The 20,393-nt window shown below is 68.3% G+C and carries 19 protein-coding genes; 16 read left to right on the top strand and 3 right to left on the bottom strand.

Going from position 1 to position 20,393, the window contains the following annotated elements:
• The first annotated feature begins 30 nt into the window (after window positions 1-30).
• The 7 genes from lysS to ACIGFL_RS20345 all read left to right on the top strand — a co-directional run bounded on the left by lysS (window position 31) and on the right by ACIGFL_RS20345 (window position 6,384).
• On the top strand, window positions 31-1,548 hold the full coding sequence (gene lysS / locus ACIGFL_RS20375; RefSeq protein WP_397498366.1) for a lysine--tRNA ligase: 1,518 nt from the start codon (window positions 31-33) through the stop codon (window positions 1,546-1,548).
• Between the two features lie 144 nt (window positions 1,549-1,692).
• Window positions 1,693-2,406 carry a TetR/AcrR family transcriptional regulator gene (locus ACIGFL_RS20370; RefSeq protein ID WP_021446414.1) on the top strand — a complete coding sequence of 238 codons (714 nt, stop codon included), beginning with the start codon at window positions 1,693-1,695 and terminating at the stop codon, window positions 2,404-2,406.
• Window positions 2,407-2,449: 43 nt separating this feature from the next.
• Window positions 2,450-3,001 carry a hypothetical protein gene (locus ACIGFL_RS20365; protein WP_397498365.1) on the top strand — a complete coding sequence of 184 codons (552 nt, stop codon included), beginning with the start codon at window positions 2,450-2,452 and terminating at the stop codon, window positions 2,999-3,001.
• Between the two features lie 8 nt (window positions 3,002-3,009).
• Complete coding sequence (locus tag ACIGFL_RS20360; RefSeq protein WP_021446416.1) at window positions 3,010-4,299, top strand: flavohemoglobin expression-modulating QEGLA motif protein; 1,290 nt, start codon at window positions 3,010-3,012, stop codon at window positions 4,297-4,299.
• 138 nt (window positions 4,300-4,437) lie between these two features.
• Window positions 4,438-5,184, top strand: coding sequence for a TIGR00266 family protein (locus ACIGFL_RS20355; RefSeq protein ID WP_397498364.1), 747 nt, complete (start codon window positions 4,438-4,440; stop codon window positions 5,182-5,184).
• On the top strand, window positions 5,174-6,067 hold the full coding sequence (locus ACIGFL_RS20350; RefSeq protein WP_397498363.1) for an alpha/beta hydrolase: 894 nt from the start codon (window positions 5,174-5,176) through the stop codon (window positions 6,065-6,067). Before ACIGFL_RS20355 ends, ACIGFL_RS20350 begins: the two co-directional genes overlap by 11 nt.
• Entirely contained in the window at window positions 6,064-6,384 is a 321-nt protein-coding gene (locus ACIGFL_RS20345; protein ID WP_021446419.1) for a hypothetical protein, read from the top strand. The genes ACIGFL_RS20350 and ACIGFL_RS20345 overlap by 4 nt, the downstream gene beginning before the upstream one ends.
• A gap of 58 nt (window positions 6,385-6,442) precedes the next feature.
• On the opposite strand, the gene ACIGFL_RS20340 is transcribed toward ACIGFL_RS20345, so the two are convergent.
• Window positions 6,443-6,787, bottom strand: coding sequence for a hypothetical protein (locus ACIGFL_RS20340; RefSeq protein WP_021446420.1), 345 nt, complete (start codon window positions 6,785-6,787; stop codon window positions 6,443-6,445).
• Between the two features lie 184 nt (window positions 6,788-6,971).
• Here ACIGFL_RS20340 and ppc point away from each other — a divergent pair, with 184 nt between their 5' ends.
• From ppc to ACIGFL_RS20310, 6 genes are all read left to right on the top strand, one after another.
• On the top strand, window positions 6,972-9,608 hold the full coding sequence (gene ppc / locus ACIGFL_RS20335) for a phosphoenolpyruvate carboxylase (RefSeq protein ID WP_397498362.1): 2,637 nt from the start codon (window positions 6,972-6,974) through the stop codon (window positions 9,606-9,608).
• Window positions 9,609-9,830: 222 nt separating this feature from the next.
• A complete protein-coding gene (adk, locus tag ACIGFL_RS20330) occupies window positions 9,831-10,478 on the top strand; it encodes an adenylate kinase (RefSeq protein ID WP_021444676.1) in 648 nt (215 codons plus the stop codon).
• A gap of 197 nt (window positions 10,479-10,675) precedes the next feature.
• On the top strand, window positions 10,676-11,461 hold the full coding sequence (locus ACIGFL_RS20325) for a 5'-nucleotidase, lipoprotein e(P4) family (protein WP_397498361.1): 786 nt from the start codon (window positions 10,676-10,678) through the stop codon (window positions 11,459-11,461).
• A 108-nt stretch (window positions 11,462-11,569) separates the two neighbouring features.
• A complete protein-coding gene (tsaB, locus tag ACIGFL_RS20320) occupies window positions 11,570-12,253 on the top strand; it encodes a tRNA (adenosine(37)-N6)-threonylcarbamoyltransferase complex dimerization subunit type 1 TsaB (RefSeq protein ID WP_397498360.1) in 684 nt (227 codons plus the stop codon).
• Window positions 12,254-12,366: 113 nt separating this feature from the next.
• Window positions 12,367-12,711 carry a hypothetical protein gene (locus ACIGFL_RS20315; RefSeq protein WP_397498359.1) on the top strand — a complete coding sequence of 115 codons (345 nt, stop codon included), beginning with the start codon at window positions 12,367-12,369 and terminating at the stop codon, window positions 12,709-12,711.
• Between the two features lie 141 nt (window positions 12,712-12,852).
• Window positions 12,853-13,713, top strand: coding sequence for a DUF72 domain-containing protein (locus tag ACIGFL_RS20310; protein ID WP_397498358.1), 861 nt, complete (start codon window positions 12,853-12,855; stop codon window positions 13,711-13,713).
• A gap of 14 nt (window positions 13,714-13,727) precedes the next feature.
• Here the strand turns inward: ACIGFL_RS20310 and ACIGFL_RS20305 are convergent, their stop codons facing one another.
• Window positions 13,728-14,414 (bottom strand): hypothetical protein, encoded by a 687-nt coding sequence (locus ACIGFL_RS20305; RefSeq protein WP_397498357.1) that lies wholly within the window; start codon window positions 14,412-14,414, stop codon window positions 13,728-13,730.
• Window positions 14,415-14,633: 219 nt separating this feature from the next.
• On the opposite strand from ACIGFL_RS20305, the gene ACIGFL_RS20300 reads away from it, so the two are divergent.
• Window positions 14,634-15,383 (top strand): class I SAM-dependent methyltransferase, encoded by a 750-nt coding sequence (locus ACIGFL_RS20300; protein ID WP_371921468.1) that lies wholly within the window; start codon window positions 14,634-14,636, stop codon window positions 15,381-15,383.
• A 42-nt stretch (window positions 15,384-15,425) separates the two neighbouring features.
• Here ACIGFL_RS20300 and ACIGFL_RS20295 read toward each other — a convergent pair whose 3' ends face one another.
• A complete protein-coding gene (locus ACIGFL_RS20295; protein ID WP_397498356.1) occupies window positions 15,426-16,061 on the bottom strand; it encodes a TetR/AcrR family transcriptional regulator in 636 nt (211 codons plus the stop codon).
• 94 nt (window positions 16,062-16,155) lie between these two features.
• Here ACIGFL_RS20295 and ACIGFL_RS20290 point away from each other — a divergent pair, with 94 nt between their 5' ends.
• On the top strand, window positions 16,156-17,259 hold the full coding sequence (locus tag ACIGFL_RS20290) for an efflux RND transporter periplasmic adaptor subunit (protein WP_397498355.1): 1,104 nt from the start codon (window positions 16,156-16,158) through the stop codon (window positions 17,257-17,259).
• A 6-nt stretch (window positions 17,260-17,265) separates the two neighbouring features.
• The gene (locus ACIGFL_RS20285) at window positions 17,266-20,340 is read left to right on the top strand and encodes an efflux RND transporter permease subunit (RefSeq protein WP_397498354.1); all 3,075 of its coding nucleotides are present in this window, start codon (window positions 17,266-17,268) and stop codon (window positions 20,338-20,340) included.
• The last annotated feature ends 53 nt before the right edge of the window (window positions 20,341-20,393 follow it).

Here is a 20,393-nt window from a genome sequence, read left to right as displayed (position 1 = left end):
TTGCATTTACGCGTCAGGCAGATAACGACCATGAGCGACCAACAACTCGACCCGCAAAGCCTCTCCCACGAAGAACGGCAGCACGAAGAAAACAAGCTGATTGCCCAGCGCAAGGAAAAGCTGGCTGCCGTCCGTGAGCAGGGCAATGCCTTCCCCAACGATTTCCGCCGCGACAGCCTGTGCGCCGAGCTGCAGAAAGAGTACGCAGAGAAGACCAAGGAAGAGCTGGAAGCGGCCGCCATTCCGGTCAAGGTCGCCGGGCGCATCATGCTCAACCGCGGCGCCTTCATGGTCATCCAGGACACCTCCGGGCGCCTGCAGGTCTACGTCAACCGCAAGACCCTGCCGGCCGAGCAGCTGGACGCGGTCAAGCACTTCGACCTGGGCGACATCATCGCCGCCGAGGGCACCCTGGCCCGTTCCGGCAAGGGCGACCTGTACGTCGACATGCAGAACGTGCGCCTGCTGACCAAGTCGCTGCGCCCGCTGCCGGACAAGCACCACGGCCTGACCGACACCGAGCAGCGCTACCGCCAGCGCTACGTCGACCTGATCGTCAACGAGGAGGTGCGCGACACCTTCCGCGTGCGTTCCCAAGTGATCGGTCATATCCGCCGCTTCCTCAGCGAGCGCGGTTTCCTCGAAGTGGAAACCCCGATGCTGCAGACCATCCCCGGCGGCGCCGCGGCCAAGCCCTTCGAGACCCACCACAATGCCCTGGACATGCAGATGTTCCTGCGCATCGCCCCGGAGCTGTACCTCAAGCGGCTGGTGGTCGGCGGCTTTGAGAAAGTCTTCGAGATCAACCGCAACTTCCGTAACGAAGGCGTCTCCACCCGGCACAACCCCGAGTTCACCATGCTCGAGTTCTACCAGGCCTACGCCGACTACGAAGACAACATGGACCTGACCGAGGAGCTGTTCCGCGAGCTGGCCCTGGCCGTGCTGGGTACCACCGACGTGCCCTACGGCGACAAGGTGTTCCACTTCGGCGAGCCCTTCGTGCGCCTGTCGGTGTTCGACTCGATCCTTAAGTACAACCCGGAAATTACGGCGGCAGATCTCAACGACATTGATCGCGCCCGTGAAATTGCCAAGCAGGCCGGCGCCAAGGTGCTCGGCTTCGAAGGCCTGGGCAAGCTGCAGGTGATGATTTTCGAGGAGCTGGTCGAGCACAAGCTGGAGCAGCCGCATTTCATCACCCGCTATCCGTTCGAGGTTTCGCCGCTGGCCCGGCGCAGCGACGACGATCCGAGCGTCACCGACCGCTTCGAGCTGTTTATCGGCGGCCGCGAGATCGCCAACGCCTACTCCGAGCTCAACGACGCCGAAGACCAGGCCGCGCGCTTTATGCAGCAGGTGGCCGACAAGGACGCCGGTGACGACGAGGCCATGCACTACGATGCCGACTTCGTCCGCGCCCTGGAGTACGGCATGCCGCCGACCGCCGGCGAAGGCATCGGCATCGACCGCCTGGTGATGCTGCTGACCAACTCGCCGTCGATCCGCGACGTGATCCTCTTCCCGCACATGCGCCCGCAGGCCTGAGGTTCTCGCCACAAGCCGCCTTCGGGCGGCTTTTTGTTGCGCCCGGGCCGCCTGCCTGGCGCCGGCAACTGCGCAATCTTTTGCTTGTCTACCGAACCCATTACTCTGCTATGTCATAACCGGAACGTAGAGGATCGACCTGCCGTGAGCCGTGCGCCTGCCCCCCCGAGTGCCACCCAGGCGGCCAATGCCGTCGCCGAAAGCGTCCAGTACCAGGGCCGCAAGGCCAGCCGTCAGGGCAGCGAGCAGCGCCGCCAGGCAATTCTCGACGCCGCCATGCGCATCATCGTGCGCGACGGCGTGCGCGCCGTGCGCCATCGCGCGGTGGCGGCCGAGGCGCAGGTGCCGCTGTCGGCCACCACCTACTACTTCAAGGACATCGACGACCTCATCACCGACACCTTCGCCCAGTTCGTCGAGCGCAGCGCGGCGCAGATGGCGGCCTTCTGGGACAGTACCCAGGGCCTGCTGGCGAATCTGGTCGGTCGTCTGGACGGCAGTGAGGCGGCGCGCCGGCAGCTGGCCGACGAGATCGCCGCGCTGGCGGTGCAGTACGTGCAGCGCCAGTTGCGCGAACGCCGCGACCACCTGATCGCCGAGCAGGCGTTCCAGCAGGAGGCGCTGCTCAATCCGCGCCTGCGCGATCTGGTGCGCGCCCACCGGCAGATCCTCCAGCAGGGCGTCACCCACTTCTTCGAGGTGCTCGGTTCGCGCCAGCCGGAGCAGGATGCCGTGCTGTTGACGGCCACCATCGTGCGGATGGAGTATCAGGGCCTGCTGGACGGCGTCGAGCATCTGGACAGCGAGGGAATGCTGGCCATCCTTAAACGCTATATGAACCTGGTTCTGGGGTTGTAAACCGTCGGCCACGAGGTCGAACGGTCTTCACAAGGAGAGCGAAATGAAAGCCTGGCGCGCAGTGGTCGCCTTGTCCTTCCTGCTGTTGACTGGTTGCCTGGTCACCTTCAAGGACCCGATTCCGGCCAACGAGGCGGCGCCCATGCCGCTGCTGGGCGAGTGGACCCGTCAGGACGAGTGGGGCGAGCAGCTCTATCTGGAGGTCAGTCGGGCCGGCTCCAATCTGTACAAGGCCCGCATCTACGAGGGCAACCCGGACAACCTCGACAGCCTCGAGGAGTTCGGTTTCACCGTCGCCCACCACGGCCGCCGCTGGTACCTGTCCGCCGGCTTGCCGAAGAGCCTGGGCGCCAACTTCGCCATCGCCGGTTTCGAGCTGACCCGCAGCAACGAGCTGGTGGTGTACAACCTGGATACCGAGCGCATCCTCCAGGACATGAGCAAGGGCCTGCTGGAGGGCGAGACGGTAAGCATGCCCGAAGGCGACGGCGCGCTGATCACCAGCTCGCTTGACCAGGTGTTCGCCTACCTCGACGACCCGGCCAACGCCGATCTGTTCGTCGAGGTGGCGCGCTACCAGCGGGCCGGCGACTAGGAATTGCGATGAACAGCCAGCAGAAACTGGACGACTACCAACTGGGCATCCGTGCCCTGAGCGACCGCATCGTCGAGGCGCAGACGCCAATCCGCGTGCTCGATGCGGTGAAGTGGGACGATGGCGTCCGCGATGCCTTCCTCAAGGCCAAGGGCAAGGCCCTGCCGGCGGTGGATCGTGACTATTACCTGGGCCGCCCGCTGGCCTTCGACGCCGCGGCGAAGAAGCTGGAATTCCAGAACATCGAGCGCGACATCACCCGCCAGCTCGGCCAGTTCAACCCGGTCGGGCAGATCATGCGGCGCATGTGCAAGGAGTACCGCATGGTCATCCGCATGCTCGAGGCGCGTGGTACCGAGGACTTCGGCCTGATCAGCCAGGAGCTCTACGGCGCCGCCTCCGATGCCTTCCATGCCGGCGACCCGACCCTGGCCGATCTCGGCCTGATGCTCTCGGACTACCTCAACAACATCGCCGCCCGTGGCGACCTCGAGGACGAGCCCAAGCTGCTCGGCGCCACCGATGCGGTGAGCATCCTGCAGCAGCGCCTGGCCGGGGTGTTCGGCGACGACACCATCCGCGTCTTCGAGTCCGACGGCATCCTCGCCGATGCCGCGGCCGGCGCCGACTACATCAAGATCCGCAGCGACGCGCGCTTCAACGAGCGCGACGTCAAGGCGCTGGAGGTGCACGAAGGCCTGGTGCACGTCGGCACCACGCTCAATGGACTGGCCCAGCCGATCTGCACCTTCCTGGCCAAGGGCCCGCCCTCGTCGACGGTGACCCAGGAGGGCCTGGCGATCCTGATGGAGGTGATCGCCTTCGCCTCCTACCCCACGCGCCTGCGCAAGCTGACCAACCGCACCCGCGCCATCCACATGGCCGAGGAGGGCGCCGATTTTCTCGAGGTGTTCGAGTTCTTTCGCGAGCAGGGCTACGGCCTGGAAGGCGGCTACAGCAACGCCAGCCGGGTGTTCCGCGGCTCCTTGCCGACCGGCCTGCCGTTCACCAAGGACCTGTCCTACCTCAAGGGTTTCATCCTGATCTACAACTACATCCAGCTGGCGGTGCGCAAGGGCAAGCTGGAGCAGATCCCGCTGCTGTTCTGCGGCAAGACCACCCTGGAAGACATGCGCACCCTGCGCAAGCTGGTGGACGAGGGCCTGGTGCGGCCGCCCAAGTACCTGCCGCCGCAGTTCCAGGACATGAACGCGCTGTCGGCCTGGATGTGCTTCTCCAACTTCCTCAACCACCTGAGCCTGGATCGCATCGAAGCCGACTACGCGAACATCCTCTGAATCACGCCACAGGTAGGGTGTGCCGCGCGCACCACTCGCCAGCGGCGTAGGTTGGGTTGAGGCGCGCAGCGGCGAAGCCCAACTTCGCTCAGCCCGACGCCCGGATTGCCGCCGGGCTTACCTGCAAGGAGCTGCTTGATGCCCAGCCATCAACTCGACTACGAAATCCTCGGCAGCTCGGCGCAGTCGGTGGAGATCGTCCTCGACCCCGGCGAGACGGTGATCGCCGAAGCCGGGGCGATGAACTACATGACCGAGGGCGTGCGCTTCGAGGCGCGCATGGGCGACGGCTCGGCCAGCGGCCTGCTGGGCAAGCTGTGGGGCGCCGGCAAGCGCCTGCTCACCGGCGAGTCGCTGTTCATGACCCACTTCAGCAATGCCGGCAAAACCCAGGCGCGGGTCGCCTTCGCCGCGCCCTATCCGGGCACCGTGGTGCCGATCGACCTGGCCCAGGTCGGCGGCCGGCTGATCTGCCAGAAGGACGCCTTTCTCTGCGCCGCCCACGGCACGCGCATCGGCATCCGCTTCAACAAGCGCATCGGCGCCGGTTTCTTCGGCGGCGAGGGCTTCATCCTGCAGCAGCTCGAAGGCGACGGCCTGGCCTTCGTGCACGCCGGCGGCACGGTGATCCGCAAGCAGCTGAACGACGAGACCCTGCGCCTGGATACCGGCTGCCTGGTGGCCTTCAGTGACGGCATCGACTACGACATCGCCCTGGCCGGCGGGCTGAAGAGCATGCTGTTCGGCGGCGAGGGCATCCTCCTGGCCACGCTCAAGGGCAGCGGCACGGTGTGGATCCAGAGCCTGCCGTTCTCGCGCCTGGCCGAGCGCGTCTACGCCGCCACCTTCCAGGCCCGCGAAGAGGTGCGTGGCGGTGGCAAGTAAACTGCGCCTGCTGCTGGTCGGGCTGCTCGGCGGCCTGCTGAGCGGCTGCAGCGGCCTGCTGTTCTATCCCGAACCGGGGCTGCCGTTCACCCCGGCGCGGGCCGAGCTGGAGTACCGCGATATCCACCTGAGCGCCGCCGACGGCACGCGCCTGCATGCCTGGTGGTTGCCGGCCAAGCCGGGAGTGGCGGTCAAGGGTACGGTGCTGCACCTGCACGGCAACGGCGGCAACCTGGCCTGGCACCTGGGCGGTGCTTACTGGCTGCCGGCCCAGGGCTACCAGGTGCTGATGCTCGATTACCGCGGTTACGGCCTGTCCGAGGGCAAGCCCAGCCTGCCGGCGGTGTACCAGGACATCGACGCCGCCTTCGCCTGGCTGGAGCAGGCGCCCGAGGTGCAGGGCAAGCCGCTGATCCTGCTCGGCCAGAGCCTGGGCGGCGCGCTGGCCGTGCACTACCTGGGCGAACGCCCGCAGCGCCGCGCGGCGCTGCACGCCCTGGCGCTCGACGGGGTGCCGGCCAGCTACCGCGGCGTCGCCCGCCATGCCTTGAGTCGCTCCTGGCTGACCTGGCCGCTGCAGGTGCCGCTGTCCTGGCTGATCCCCGACGGCGACAGCGCCATCCACGGCATCGCCGCCCTCGAAGGCCTGCCGCTGCTGATCCTGCACAGCGCTGACGACGAGGTGGTGCCATTTGCCAATGGTCGCCTGTTGTATCAAGCTGCGCGCCCGCCGCGCGCCTTCCAGGCGACCCGCGGGCAACACGTGCAAACCTTCGCCGAGCCGGCCTGGCGCCAGCTGCTGTTGGAGTTCGTCAGCGCCCCGCAGGCCTTCGTCGAACGCCGGCCGCCGGCCACCGAATCCGCAATCGAGAGTCCGCAATGACCGAACGTGACCCCATTCCCCTGATCCTTACCGGCATCGCCAGCATAGTCGGCACCATCGGCGTGCTCTGGTACTACGGCTACCTGCACATGGCCAAGCCCGAGGACGCCTTGTTGCTGTCGGATTTCACCATGCTCAAGACCGTGCCCGGCGAGGACTACAAGGTCTCGCTGAAGCCGGCCAGCCAGGTGGCGCAGTGCATCGACGGCGTGCTGGTGCTGTTCGACACCCAGCAGAAGGGCCTCACCGGCGTGCTGGTGGACAACAAGAAGCAGGCCGTGCGTTGCATGGGCCAGGACACCCCGGCGCTGCAGTAAGGCGCGTCGCCGGCGGCGCACCGCCGCTGCCGCGGCACGCCGGCGGACTAGCGGGCGTTCAGTGCGCCGCGCCCTTGGCCTGGGCGCTCAGCTCGCGCAGGTACTTGCGCGACAGGGCGAGAAAGCGCGGGGTGGGGCCGATGTCCTCGTACAGCGGGTCGCCCTGTTCGTCCTGCGCCACCACCTGACTGCCCTGTACGTAGGGCAGGCTGGCCTCCAGCTCTTCCAGCGCCGCGCCGATCAGCTCGCCGAGCAGTTCCTCGGCGTGATGCTTGGGATACATCTCGGTCAGGGCCGCCAGGCGCGCGGCGGCTTCGATATCCAGGTGGATGTGGTATTGACTCGGGGTCAGGCGGCCCCGGGCGTTCTGTTCCCAATGGTTGACCAACTCTCGAATTTTCATGATAGGGCTCCTGATGGACGGCGCCGGCGGTGACCGGCTGGCGGACGCCGCAAACGCCTATCTCAAGCCTAGACCCACTACGCGCGGCCGCCGCGCCGTGCGTCGCGCCCTTGTAAGAAGTTGGCGCGCTGGGCACTCTTGAGGCCTGTGTGGCGCAAGCCGCGGCTTGGAAGGAGAGGGCGATATGGCGGAAATCGATGCGCGCCTGCGTGAAGAGGTGCACCTGCTCGGCGAACTGCTCGGACAAACCATCAGCACCCAGCTGGGCGCCGAGTTTCTCGACAAGATCGAGCGCATCCGCAAGGGCGCCAAGGCCGGTCGGCGCGGCTCGGCGGCCGGCGCCGAGCAGCTGGCCAGCACCCTCGGCGACCTCGCCGACGACGAACTGCTGCCGGTGGCGCGGGCCTTCAACCAGTTCCTCAACCTGGCCAATATCGCCGAGCAGCAGCACCGCGTGCGCCGCCGCCGCGGCGGCGAGCCCGAGCCGTTCGAGCTGCGCGTGCTCGACGAGCTGCTGGCGCGCCTGCTCGCTGCCGGGCAGAAGCCCGACGAGCTGGCCCGTCAGCTCGGCCGCCTGGATATCGAGCTGGTGCTCACCGCCCACCCCACCGAGGTGGCGCGGCGCACCCTGATCCAGAAGTACGACGCCATCGCCGCACAGCTGGCGGCGCTGGATCACAGCGACCTGCTGGCGGACGAGCGCGAGCGCAGCGTCCAGCGCCTGCAGCGGCTGATCGCCGAGGCCTGGCATACCGAGGAGATCCGCCGCAGCCGGCCGACCCCGGTGGACGAGGCCAAGTGGGGCTTCGCGGTGATCGAGCACTCGCTGTGGCAGGCCGTGCCGCAATTTTTGCGCCGCGCCGACCGCAGCCTGCAGGCCGCCACCGGCCTGCGCCTGCCGCTGGAGGCGGCGCCGATCCGCTTCGCCTCCTGGATGGGCGGCGACCGCGACGGCAACCCCAACGTCACCGCCCGGGTCACCCGCGAGGTGCTGTTGCTGGCGCGCTGGATGGCTGCCGACCTGTACCTGCGCGACGTCGACCAGCTGGCCGCCGAGCTGTCCATGCAGCAGGCCAGCGCCGAGCTGCGTGCCCAGGTCGGCGACAGTGCCGAGCCCTACCGGGCGCTGCTCAAGCAACTGCGCGAACGCCTGCGCGAGACTCGCAGCTGGGCGCAGCAGGCGCTCGCCGCGCAAGTGGCGCCGAGCGCCGCGGTGCTGCAGGACAACCACGACCTGCTGGCGCCGCTGCAGCTCTGCTACCAGTCGCTGCACGCCTGCGGCATGGGCGTGATCGCCGACGGCCCGCTGCTCGACTGCCTGCGCCGTGCGGCCACCTTCGGCCTGTTCCTGGTGCGCCTGGACGTGCGCCAGGACTCCAGTCGGCATGCCGCGGCGCTCACGGAAATCACCGACTACCTGGGCCTGGGCCGCTACGCCGAGTGGGACGAGGCGGCGCGGCTGAGCTTTTTGCAGCGCGAGCTGGACAACCGTCGGCCGCTGCTGCCGAGCGACTACCGGCCCTCGGCCGACACCGCCGAGGTGCTCGCCACCTGCCGCGAAGTGGCCGCTGCGCCGGCTGCCTCGCTGGGCTCCTACGTGATCTCGATGGCCGGCGCCGCCTCCGACGTGCTGGCGGTGCAACTGCTGCTCAAGGAGGCCGGGTTGCGCCGGCCGATACGCGTGGTGCCACTGTTCGAAACCCTGGCCGACCTGGATAACGCCGGCCCGGTGATCGACCGCCTGCTCGGCCTGCCGGGCTACCGCGCGCGTCTGCACGGGCCGCAGGAGGTGATGATCGGCTACTCCGACTCGGCCAAGGACGCCGGCACCACCGCCGCCGCCTGGGCCCAGTACCGCGCCCAGGAAGCGCTGGTGCGCCTGTGCCGCGAGCACCAGGTCGAGTTGCTGCTGTTCCACGGCCGCGGCGGCACAGTCGGTCGCGGCGGCGGTCCGGCCCACGCGGCGATCCTGTCGCAGCCGCCGGGTTCGGTGGCCGGACGCTTCCGCACCACCGAGCAGGGCGAAATGATTCGTTTCAAGTTCGGCCTGCCGGATATCGCCGAACAGAACCTCAACCTCTACCTGGCCGCCGTGCTGGAGGCCACCCTGCTGCCGCCGCCGGCCCCCGAGCCGAGCTGGCGGGCGATGATGGATCGCCTGGCCGCCGCCGGCGTGAGTGCCTACCGCGGCGTGGTGCGCGAGCACCCGCAGTTCGTCGAGTATTTCCGCCAGGCCACCCCGGAGCAGGAGCTGGGGCGCCTGCCGCTGGGCAGCCGTCCGGCCAAGCGCCGCGAGGGCGGGGTGGAGAGCCTGCGGGCGATTCCGTGGATCTTCGCCTGGACCCAGACGCGGCTGATGCTGCCGGCCTGGCTCGGCTGGGAGCAGGCCTTGGGTCAGGCCCTGGCCGGCGGCGACGGCGAGCTGCTGAAAGGCATGCGCGAGCACTGGCCGTTCTTCCGCACCCGCATCGACATGCTCGAGATGGTGCTGGCCAAGGCCGACGCCAGCATCGCCGCGCTGTACGACGAGCGCCTGGTCGAGCCGGCGCTGCGTCCGCTGGGGGCGCAGTTACGCGACCTATTGTCGCAGGCCTGCGCCGCGGTGCTGGAGTTGACCGGGCAGTCGCGGCTGCTCGCGCACAGCGCCGAGACCCTGGAATCGATCAGCGTGCGCAACACCTACCTCGATCCCCTGCACCTGTTGCAGGCCGAGCTGCTGGCGCGCTGCCGGCTGCGTGAACAGGCGCCGGAGAGCCCTCTGGAGCAGGCGCTGCTGGTCAGCGTGGCGGGTATCGCCGCCGGTTTGCGCAATACCGGTTGAGCCGCCGCGCGGCTCCGCGGACACCCGGGCAAGGCGCGTCCGCAGCGGCGTCCGAGCCGTCGGCAGGAGGGTTTTTATCCGACTTTCGGCGGCTTGTGTGCCTGGGGGGCGCTGTGTATCTTGATCAACCTTTTGGCCGCCACAGCTGCCGCACAACATCCAAGAGACTGGCCCTTTGAGGCGGTCCGACCGATTTCTACATAAATCTTGAGGAGCACATCGATGCGCGTGATTCTGCTGGGGGCGCCCGGTGCCGGCAAAGGTACCCAGGCTCGCTACATCACCGAGAAATTCGGTATTCCGCAAATCTCCACCGGCGACATGCTGCGCGCGGCGGTCAAGGCGGGCACCGAGCTCGGCCTGAAGGCCAAGAGCGTGATGGACGCGGGCGGCCTGGTCTCCGACGACCTGATCATCAACCTGGTCAAGGAGCGCATCGCCCAGCCCGATTGTGCCAAGGGCTTCCTGTTCGACGGCTTCCCGCGCACCATCCCGCAGGCCGAGGCCATGAAGGAAGCCGGTGTGACCATCGACAACGTGGTCGAGATCGCCGTCGACGACGAGGAAATCGTCAAGCGTCTGTCCGGCCGCCGCGTGCACCCGGCCTCGGGCCGCGTCTACCACACCGAATACAACCCGCCGAAGGTCGCCGGTAAGGACGACGTCAGCGGCGAAGACCTGGTGCAGCGCGAAGACGACAAGGAAGAGACCGTGCGTCATCGCCTGTCCGTGTACCACTCGCAGACCAAGCCGCTGGTGGACTTCTACCAGCAGCTGTCCGCCGCCACCGGCACGCCGAAGTACAGCCACATCCCGGGCGTCGGCAGCGTCGAGGAAATCACCGCCAAGACCCTGGCCGCGCTGGCCTGAGTTTTCCCGCCAGCTGCCCATGGACAAAGGCCCCGCAAGGGGCCTTTGTCGTTTGTGGTGCATGGATAAGTCCGGGTCGCTCTCGGGCATGGCTGTGCTCGTCAGCCTTTCTACCATCGGCGACGCTAGTCTCCGGCTGCCCGGCGCTTGCCATGGGCATGTCGATCCGTGAACCACTAAGGAAGAGAGGGCGTGCAATGACCGAGAAAACAGGAAAGGGTGTCATCTGGCTGGGCCTGGCGATAACGCTGCTGGGCAGTTGCGCGGCGTTCGCCGACAGCAAGGCACAAGCCAAGCAGGAGTGCGCGGTTGCCGAGTTCGCCATGGGCCTGCGTTTCCAGCAGCAGTCGGCGGAAATCCAGGCGCTGCAGCTGCAGGCCTACAATATCGCCACGCAGAAGCTGGATGCGGCCGTGGCGGCGGCGAAAGACCCGTCCAAGCTGGCCATCGTCACCGACCTAGACGAAACCGTGATCGACAACAGCGCGCTGCTGGCGCGCGACCTGGCCAATTGTCACCAATACGACGCCTGGGACACCTGGCTGCCCTGGGAGCGCGACGGCACGCCCGCGCTGATCCCAGGTGCCAAGCAGTTCCTGCAGCACGCCGACCAGCTCGGCGTGACCATCCGCTATATCTCCGACCGCGCCGACGAGCAGAAGCAGCACACCCTGGCCACCCTGAGCAAACTCGGCCTGCCCCAGGTCTCGGAAGAAAGCGTGCTGTTGCTCGGCCCGCCTAAGGTCGAGCGGCGCGCCATCGTCAGCGCCGAGCACCAGATCGTGCTGCTGCTCGGCGATACCCTGCACGATTTCGACGCGCGTTTTCGCAAGACGCCGCTGGATCAGCAGCGCACTACCGTGGCCAGCGAGGCGGGCAAATGGGGCAGCGAGTGGATCGTGTTCCCCAACGCGACCTACGGCACCTGGTCCAAGGCGCCGCTGCAGGCCTGGGAAGCCGAACCGGTGGTCGAACCCTGGTAAGGGCGTCCGCCGGTCGCACGCTAGCGGCCTGTGACCATCCTGGTGCTGGAAAAAAAAGCCTCGAGCCGGTCTAATGCCGGCTCTTTTTTCTTCAGCCATGCGAACCCGATGACCACGATCCTGGCCCTGGATACCGCCACCGAAGCCTGTTCCGTTGCCCTGCTGCACGATGGTCGCGTGCTCAGCCACTACGAGGTGGCGCCGCGCCTGCACGCCCAACGCCTGCTGCCGCTGATCCAACAACTGCTGGGCGAGGCCGGCATCGCCGCCGCGCAGCTGGATGCCATCGCCTTCGGCCGCGGCCCGGGCGCCTTCACCGGGGTGCGCATCGCCATCGGCGTGGTCCAGGGCCTGGCCTTCGCCCTGGAGCGTCCGGTGCTGCCGGTGTCGAACCTGGCGGTGCTGGCCCAGCGCGCGCTGCGCGAGCAGGGCGCGCGCCAGGTGGCGGCAGCCATCGATGCGCGCATGGACGAGGTGTACTGGGGCTGCTACCACGCCGAGGCCGGCGAGATGCGCCTGCTCGGCCAGGAGGCGGTACTGCCGCCGGAGCAGGCCGAGGCGCCGCGCGGCGCCAGCGGCGACTGGTTCGGCGCCGGCACCGGCTGGGGTAGCTATGCCGCGCGCATCGCGCTCAAACCGGCAGCCATGGACGGCAGCCTGCTGCCCCACGCCGAGGATCTGCTGAGTCTGGCGCAATTCGCCTGGGCGCGCGGCGAGGCCGTGGCGGCCGACCAGGCCCAGCCGGTCTACCTGCGCGATCAGGTGGCCACGCCCAAGGCGCCGCCGGCATGACCCGCGGTCGCCCGGCAGGGGCAGAAGGCCCGGCGGTATTTGCCAAGCCCGCCGTGCGCCGCTACATTGCCAGCACTGTCTACTTTCCAGCCGAGCCCACCGAGCAGTTGTAGATGCGCATCGACGCCTACCTACCTTCCTATTCGCCGGATCGCGGCCCCCGTTCGGGGACTGCGGTCACGCCCTATCGCGAGGCGCAGCGCGAGGTCGAGGTACAACGCGAGCAGCCGGCCGCCCCGGCCAGCAGCCAGGGCCTGGAACAGACCCCGCAGATCCGCCGGGTGCAGGCCAGCAGCGGCAATGGCGACAGCCTGCCGGTGCGCGCCCAGGATATCGGTTACCCGCAACCCGCGCTGAGCAACCGCGCCGCCCAGGCGCTGGCCAGCTACGGCGCCACCGCCAGCTACGCCAGCGAGGCTGACGCGCAGCAAGTGCTCGGTCTCGACCTCTACGCCTGAGAACGTGTTTAGGATCTCGCGGGCTAGAGCCATGCAAGGCGAAATCAGGCGAGGAAGCGGAGTTTACTGTTGTAAATGAGCATTCCGAGCCTGGTTTCAACGCAGCAGGGCCGACGCGTAGCAGATCGTAAACAGGTTCTGATGTTGCCGTACTACCTCGGCTGCCCCTCCTGGAGCGAGGCGGCCTGGCGGTCCACGCTCTACCCCGGCGACACCCGAGCGGCCGACTTCCTCAGTCATTATGCCCAGGTATTCAACGCCGTGGAGGGCAATACCACCTTCTACGCCCGCCCCAGCGAGCAGACCGTGGCGCGCTGGGCCGAGCAGATGCCGGCGCACTTTCGTTTCTGCGCCAAGCTGCCGCGCGATATCAGCCACGGCGACGACCTGTGCCAGCAACTGGAGGCGGTCGAGCGTTTTCGTCGGTTGCTGGCGCCGCTCGGCGAACGCGTCGCACCCTACTGGTTGCAGTTGCCGGCCAGCTTCGGGCCGTCACGGCTGGACGAGCTGGCGGCCTTCGTCGAGTGGTGGGGCGCTTGGCCGCTGGCCATCGAGGTGCGTCATGCACAGTTCTTCGCCAAGGGCGAGGCCGAGCGCGCCTTGAATCGCCTGCTGCTGGAGCGCGGCATCGAGCGTATCTGTCTGGACTCGCGCGCCCTGTTCAGCTGCGCGTCGCAGGCGCCGGCGGTACTGCATGCCCAGGCCAAGAAGCCGCGTCTGCCGACCCGCCCCACGGCCTTCAGCCAGAGCCCGCAGCTGCGTTTTATCGGCCATCCCGAGCTGCTCGCCAACGACCCCTTCATGACGCCCTGGCTGGACAAGGTCGCCGCCTGGATCGAGGAGGGGCGACGCCCCCATGTCTTCGTCCACACCGCCGACAATCGCCTGGCGCCGCAGTTGGCACGGCGTTTCCACGAGCAGTTGCGCCTGCGCCTGCCTGGCCTGGCGGAGCTGCCGACCTTGCAGGTCGAGGCGGAGCTGGAGCAACTGGGGTTGCTCTAGCGCGTAGCCCGGATTCAGCGTTGGGCCAGCAGCAGATCGGCGGCCTGGCCGCTGCGGCCGTCGGCGAACTCGAAGCGGCCGAGCTGGGCGATCTGGTCGTAGGCACCGAGGGCGATGCTGACGTCGCGCGCCTTCAGCTCGATGGCGCCGACCCCGGCCTCGACCAGGCTCTGGCTGTGCTGGCGGCCGGCGGCGTCGAAGCGCAGCAGGCGCAGGTCGGCGAATACCGCATCGGCGGTGTCGATGCGGCCGTCGCCGTTGTCGTCGAACCTGGCCAGTTCGGCGAAACCGTTGGCGGCGCCGTGCTGGTCGCCGAACAGCTCGCGGCCGTCGTCGATACGGCCGTTGCCATTGCGATCCAGGGCCAGCAGGGCGTCGTCGCCGGTGGGCACGCTGATCCAGTCCTGGCGGCCGTCGCCGTCCAGGTCGAAACGCTGCGGCCGCTGCAGGCCGCTGGTGGCGAACCCGTCGCCGGCCAGATCGAGCACCAGCGGGTCGGTCTGCTGCGCCTGGCCGTCGGCCGTGACGTTCAGCTCCAGGCTGCGTTGCTCGACAAGCGCCTGACTGACCCTGGCCGCCGCCGCGCTGACCGCCGGCGGTGTGGCGGCCGCGCGGATTTCGCGGGCGGCCTCGCCCGGTGCGTCCTGTTCGGCGATGCCGAGGGTGCGACGGAGGATCTGGTAGTCGAGCGATTCGCGCACGCCGGCGTCGAGTTGTCCTCGCGGGTGGGTGTGCGTGTCGGGCTGGCGGCGGGGCGCGGGGCGGAGAGGGCGTCGAACATGGGCAAACTCTTTGCGGCGCAGGGGGCTGGGTCTGGCAGAATGCCGCTGGTTGAGGTTGTCGGCCGCGCGGTCGATCAGTTGAACGTTTTTTGAGCAGATTTCCCGATGAGCGACGAGCGGCATAGCGCCCGCATCCGCATGGATGCCCTGCAACCTTTCTACGCCGAGGCGGCGGCCCGCTGGGCGGCGCGTCTCGGCCTGGCGCTGGGCGGCGACGCCGAGTTCGCCCTGCAACTGGGCGCGGACGGCCTGCAGCTGGCGGAGCTGGGCGACAAGGCGCCGGGGCCGGTGCGGGTCGACTTCGTCGAGGGCGCCATGGCCCATCGCCGTCAGTTCGGCGGCGGCAGCGGGCAGATGATCGCCAAGGCGGTCGGCGTGCAGCCGGGCATCCGTCCGCGGGTGCTGGACGCCACCGCCGGGCTGGGGCGCGATGCCTTCGTCCTGGCCAGTCTGGGCTGCAGCATGACCCTGATCGAGCGTCAGCCGTTGATCGCCGCCCTGCTCGAGGACGGCCTGGCGCGTGCCGAGCTGAGCCTGGAGGTGGCGCCGATTGCCGCGCGCATGCGCCTGCTGACGGGCAATGCCATCGAGCTGATGCGCCAGTGGCAGGGCGAGCCGCCGCAGGTGATCTACCTCGATCCGATGTTTCCCCATCGCGACAAGAGCGCGCTGGTGAAGAAGGAAATGCGTCTGTTCCGCCCGCTGGTGGGCGACGACCTGGATGCCCCGGCGCTGCTGGAGGCGGCCCTGGCGCTGGCCAGCCATCGGGTGGTGGTCAAGCGCCCGCGCAAGGCGCCGGCCATCGACGGGGCGAAGCCCGGCTACGTGCTGGAGGGCAAGTCCAGCCGCTACGACATCTACCCGAAGAAGAAGCTGGAAGGGGCTTAGGGCGCAGCCGGTTGCTGGCGGCGCCCCCCAGGAGCCCGGGCTTCAGCGTCGATAGGCGCGCAGGAACAGTCCCACCGCCTCGCGCACGTGCCGCTCGGCGGCCTCGCCTTCCAGCGGGGCGCAGCAACCGATCAGCAGGCGAAAATGCGCGCCGCCCTTGACCAGGCTGAAGAACTGGTCGGCCGCGCCCAGCGGGTCGGCGATCTGCAGCAGGCCGTTGGCGTTGGCCCTGCGCAGCAGCGCCGCCATCTCCTGCAGCACGCGCTGCGGCCCGGCCTGGTAGAACATCAGCGCCAACTTGGGATCCTGACTGGCCAGGCTGACCATCATGCGGTGCAGCTCCACCGATTCGCGGCTGCTGACCAGGGCATGGAAGCCGCGGCCGATGCTCAGCAACACCGTCTCGATCGGCACGCCCGCCGGCAGCTCGAACAGCAGCTCGGGCAGCTGCTCCTCGCACTTGGCCTTCACCGCGGCGGAGAACAGCCTCTCCTTGTCGGTGAAATGGCTGTACACCGTGAGCTTGGACACCCCGGCTTCCGCGGCGATGGCGTCCATGCTGCTGCCATCGTAGCCATGGCGCAGGAACAGGGTCTTGGCCGCTTCGAGAATGGCCTGGCGTTTGGCGGGGTCCTTGGGGCGACCGGGACCGGCGGGCGGTAACAACTTGTTAGGCATCGGCGGATTTTAATACTGGACTGGTGAGTTTGCTATTTTTACTATACCCGCCAGTACAAATATTCCAAACCTTCGTCGTCACAGGTCATTCGCCATGTTCCGCCATGCCATGCCTCTTGTAGCGTCCCTCACCCTTGCCCTGCTGCTGTCCGCGTGCGGCAACGGCGAGCAGGTCGAGCAACCCATTCGTCCGGCCATGGTGGTGCAGCCGCAACCGGCCGGCGCCCTGGTCGACAGCTACCCCGGCGAGGTGCGCGCGCGTTTCGAGCCGGACCTGGCGTTTCGCATCGGTGGTAAGGTGGCCAAGCGCCTGGTGGACGTCGGCGCGCGGGTGAAGAAGGACCAGCCGCTGGCCGAGCTCGACCCGCAGGACGTGCGCCTGCAGCTGGAGGCCATCCGCGCCCAGGTGGCCGCCGCCGAGGCCAACCTGCAGACCGTGCGCGCCGAGCGCGATCGCTACAAGACCCTGCTGGCGCGCAACCTGGTCAGCCGCTCGCAGTACGACAACACCGAGAACCTCTACCGCGCCGGCGAAGCGCGCCTCAAGCAGATCAAGGCCGAGTACGACGTGGCCCGCAACCAGGCCGGCTACGCCGTGCTGCGCGCCTCCCAGGACGGCGTGATCGCCCGCCGCGCGGTGGAAGTGGGGCAGGTGGTGGCCGCCGGACAGACCGTCTTCACCCTGGCCGCCGATGGCGAGCGCGAGGTCTCCATCAGCCTGCCGGAGCAGAGCTTCGGTCGCTTCGCAATCGGTCAGCCGGTGGAGGTGGAGCTCTGGTCGCAGCCTGATCAGCGCTTCCCCGGGCGCATCCGCGAGATGGCGCCGGCCGCCGATCCGCAGTCGCGCACCTTCGCCGCGCGCGTCGCCTTCACCGAGGGCAAGGTGCCGGCCGAACTGGGGCAGAGCGCGCGGGTGTTCATCGCCAGCAACGGCGAGGTGCCGCTGGCGGTGCCGCTGTCGGCGCTCAGCGCCGAGCAGGGTCAGCCCTTCGTCTGGGTGGTCGAGCCCAGGGAACACAAGGTGCAGCGCCGCCTGGTGCGCGTCGGGGCTTACGGCGACGACCGCGTGCCGGTGCTCGAAGGCCTGGCGGCGAGCGACTGGGTGGTGGCCGCCGGCGTGCAGGTGCTGCGCGAGGGCCAGCAGGTGCGCCCGGTTGACCGCGACAACCGCAACGTCGAACTGGCCGCCAAGGAGTAAGCCCGGATGAGCTTCAACCTGTCCGCCTGGGCGCTGCGCCACCGCCAGATCGTCCTCTACATCATGCTGCTGCTGGCCGTGGTCGGCGCGCTGTCCTACACCAAGCTGGGGCAGAGCGAGGACCCGCCCTTCACCTTCAAGGCCATGGTGATCCGCACCAACTGGCCGGGCGCCAGCGCCGAAGAGGTGTCGCGCCAGGTCACCGAGCGCATCGAGAAGAAGCTGATGGAGACCGGCGAGTACGACCGCATCACCAGCTTCTCGCGCCCCGGCGAGTCGCAGGTGACCTTCATGGCGCGCGATTCCATGCGCAGCTCGGAAATCCCCGAGCTGTGGTACCAGGTGCGCAAGAAGGTCGGCGACATCCGCCACACCCTGCCAGCCGGCATCCAGGGGCCGTTCTTCAACGACGAGTTCGGCACCACCTTCGGCAACATCTACGCGCTGACCGGCAACGGCTTCGACTACGCGGTGCTCAAGGACTACGCCGACCGCGTCCAGCTGCAGCTGCAGCGGGTCAAGGACGTCGGCAAGGTGGAGCTGGTCGGCCTGCAGGACGAGAAGATCTGGATCGAGCTGTCCAACACCAAGCTGGCCACCCTCGGCCTGCCCCTGGCCGCAGTGCAGCAGGCGCTGGAGGCGCAGAACGCGGTGGCCGCCGCCGGCTTCTTCGAGACCGTCAGCGACCGCATCCAGCTGCGCGTGACCGGGCGTTTCGAGTCGGTGGAGGAAATCCGCGACTTCCCCATCCGCGTCGGCGACCGCACCTTCCGCATCGGCGACGTGGCCGAGGTCAAGCGCGGCTTCAACGATCCGCCCGCGCCGCGTATGCGCTTCATGGGCGAGGACGCCATCGGCCTGGCGGTATCGATGAAGGCCGGCGGCGACATCCTGGTGCTGGGCAAGGCCTTGGAGGGCGAGTTCGCCCGCCTGCAGCAGACCCTGCCGCTGGGCATGGAGCTGCGCAAGGTGTCGGATCAGCCGGCGGCGGTGAAGACCGGAGTCGGCGAGTTCGTCCGCGTGCTGGTCGAGGCGCTGGTGATCGTGCTGCTGGTCAGCTTCTTCTCCCTCGGCCTGCGCACTGGCTTGGTGGTGGCGCTGGTGATCCCGCTGGTGCTGGCGATGACCTTCGCCAGCATGTACTACCTGGGGATCGGCCTGCACAAGATTTCCCTCGGCGCCCTGGTGCTTGGCCTCGGCCTGCTGGTGGACGACGCGATCATCGCGGTGGAGATGATGGCGATCAAGATGGAGCAGGGTTACGACCGCTTCAAGGCGGCCAGCTACGCCTGGACCAGCACCGCCTTCCCCATGCTCACCGGCACCCTGATCACCGCCGCCGGCTTCCTGCCGATCGCCACCGCGCAGTCCGGCACCGGCGAGTACACCCGCTCGATCTTCCAGGTGGTGGTGATCGCCCTGGTCGCCTCGTGGATCGCCGCGGTGATGTTCGTGCCCTACCTGGGCGACAAGCTGCTGCCTGACCTGGCCAAGCTGCACGCGGCCAAGCACGGCGGCAGCGACGCCGGCCACGATCCCTACGCGACGCCCTTCTACCGGCGCGTGCGGGCCACGGTGGAGTGGTGCGTGCGCCGGCGGCGGACGGTGATCCTGCTGACCATAGGCCTGTTCGTCGCCGCCGTGCTGCTGTTTCGTTTCGTCCCCCAGCAGTTCTTCCCGGCCTCCGGGCGCCTGGAGCTGATGGTCGACATCAAGCTGGAGGAGGGCGCCTCGCTCGCCGCCACCGAGGCCCAGGTCAAGCGTCTGGAGGCGCTGCTCAAGACGCAGCCTGGGATCGATAACTACGTGGCCTACGTCGGCACCGGCTCGCCGCGCTTCTACCTGCCGCTGGACCAGCAACTGCCGGCGGCCAGCTTCGCCCAGTTCGTGGTGCTGGCGGGCAGCATCGAGGAGCGCGAGCGCCTGCGCAGCTGGCTGATCCAGACCATGAACGACGAATTCCCCGGCTTGCGCAGCCGCGTCAGTCGCCTGGAGAACGGCCCGCCGGTGGGTTACCCGGTGCAGTTCCGGGTCAGCGGCGAGCATATCGACGAGGTGCGTGCGCTGGCGCGCCAGGTGGCGGCCAAGGTGCGCGAGAACCCCCATGTGGTCAACGTGCACCTGGATTGGGAGGAGCCGAGCAAGGTCATCTACCTCAACGTCGACCAGGAGCGCGCACGCGCCCTGGGGGTCAACACCGCCGAGCTGTCGCGCTTCCTGCAGAGCGCGCTGTCGGGTACCAGCGTCAGCCAGTACCGCGAAGGCAACGAGCTGATCGAGATTCTCCTGCGCGGTACCGTGCAGGAGCGCCAGTCGCTGAGCCTGCTGCCGAGCCTGGCGGTGCCCACCGACAGCGGCCGTAGCGTGGCCCTGTCGCAGGTGGCGACCCTGGAATACGGCTTCGAGGAAGGCATCATCTGGCACCGCAATCGGCTGCCCAACGTCACCGTACGCGCCGACGTCTACGGCAAGGAGCAGCCGGCCAGCCTGGTGGCGCAGATCCTGCCGACCCTGGAGCCGATCCGCGCCGAGCTGCGGGACGGCTACCTGCTGGATGTGGGTGGCACGGTGGAGGATTCGGCGCGCGGGCAGAAATCGGTGAACGCCGGGGTGCCGCTGTTCATCGTGGTGGTGCTGACCCTGCTGATGCTGCAGCTGAAAAGCTTCTCGCGCTCGGCCATGGTGTTTCTCACCGCGCCGCTGGGGCTGATCGGGGTGACCCTGTTCCTGCTGATCTTCCGCCAGCCGTTCGGCTTCGTCGCCATGCTCGGCACCATCGCCCTGGCCGGCATGATCATGCGCAACTCGGTGATCCTGGTCGACCAGATCGAGCAGGACATCGCCGCCGGCCTGGACCGCTGGCACGCCATCATCGAGGCCACGGTGCGGCGTTTCAGGCCCATAGTGCTGACCGCGCTGGCCTCGGTGCTGGCGATGATCCCGCTGTCGCGCAGCGTGTTCTTCGGGCCGATGGCGGTGGCCATCATGGGCGGCCTGGTGGTGGCCACGGCACTCACCCTGCTGTTTTTGCCGGCGCTCTACGCCGCCTGGTTCCGGGTCAAGGAGGAGGAAGCGCGCTGAAGCTCCAGGGTGGGGGGCGCTTTCGCGGCGATCCTCGTCGCGGCCACGACTGC

The organism is Pseudomonas sp. NPDC077649 (assembly GCF_044542855.1).
Classification (GTDB): Bacteria; Pseudomonadota; Gammaproteobacteria; order Pseudomonadales; family Pseudomonadaceae; genus Aquipseudomonas.
The sequence above is the reverse complement of the archived record's forward strand: the minus strand, read 5'-3'. Positions and strand labels throughout refer to the sequence as shown.

Excerpts from the sequence above, each read along its gene's own strand:
- ppc (WP_397498362.1), top strand. The coding sequence starts at position 6,972 with ATGGCGGAAATCGATGCGCGCCTGCGTGAAGAGGTGCACCTGCTCGGC.
- ACIGFL_RS20300 (WP_371921468.1), top strand. The coding sequence starts at position 14,634 with ATGGATGCCCTGCAACCTTTCTACGCCGAGGCGGCGGCCCGCTGGGCG.
- ACIGFL_RS20345 (WP_021446419.1), top strand. The coding sequence starts at position 6,064 with ATGACCGAACGTGACCCCATTCCCCTGATCCTTACCGGCATCGCCAGC.
- ACIGFL_RS20290 (WP_397498355.1), top strand. The coding sequence starts at position 16,156 with ATGTTCCGCCATGCCATGCCTCTTGTAGCGTCCCTCACCCTTGCCCTG.
- ACIGFL_RS20325 (WP_397498361.1), top strand. The coding sequence starts at position 10,676 with ATGACCGAGAAAACAGGAAAGGGTGTCATCTGGCTGGGCCTGGCGATA.
- adk (WP_021444676.1), top strand. The coding sequence starts at position 9,831 with ATGCGCGTGATTCTGCTGGGGGCGCCCGGTGCCGGCAAAGGTACCCAG.
- ACIGFL_RS20310 (WP_397498358.1), top strand. The coding sequence starts at position 12,853 with ATGTTGCCGTACTACCTCGGCTGCCCCTCCTGGAGCGAGGCGGCCTGG.
- ACIGFL_RS20295 (WP_397498356.1), bottom strand. The coding sequence starts at position 16,061 with ATGCCTAACAAGTTGTTACCGCCCGCCGGTCCCGGTCGCCCCAAGGAC.
- ACIGFL_RS20360 (WP_021446416.1), top strand. The coding sequence starts at position 3,010 with ATGAACAGCCAGCAGAAACTGGACGACTACCAACTGGGCATCCGTGCC.
- lysS (WP_397498366.1), top strand. The coding sequence starts at position 31 with ATGAGCGACCAACAACTCGACCCGCAAAGCCTCTCCCACGAAGAACGG.
- ACIGFL_RS20355 (WP_397498364.1), top strand. The coding sequence starts at position 4,438 with ATGCCCAGCCATCAACTCGACTACGAAATCCTCGGCAGCTCGGCGCAG.
- ACIGFL_RS20340 (WP_021446420.1), bottom strand. The coding sequence starts at position 6,787 with ATGAAAATTCGAGAGTTGGTCAACCATTGGGAACAGAACGCCCGGGGC.
- ACIGFL_RS20365 (WP_397498365.1), top strand. The coding sequence starts at position 2,450 with ATGAAAGCCTGGCGCGCAGTGGTCGCCTTGTCCTTCCTGCTGTTGACT.
- ACIGFL_RS20315 (WP_397498359.1), top strand. The coding sequence starts at position 12,367 with ATGCGCATCGACGCCTACCTACCTTCCTATTCGCCGGATCGCGGCCCC.
- tsaB (WP_397498360.1), top strand. The coding sequence starts at position 11,570 with ATGACCACGATCCTGGCCCTGGATACCGCCACCGAAGCCTGTTCCGTT.
- ACIGFL_RS20285 (WP_397498354.1), top strand. The coding sequence starts at position 17,266 with ATGAGCTTCAACCTGTCCGCCTGGGCGCTGCGCCACCGCCAGATCGTC.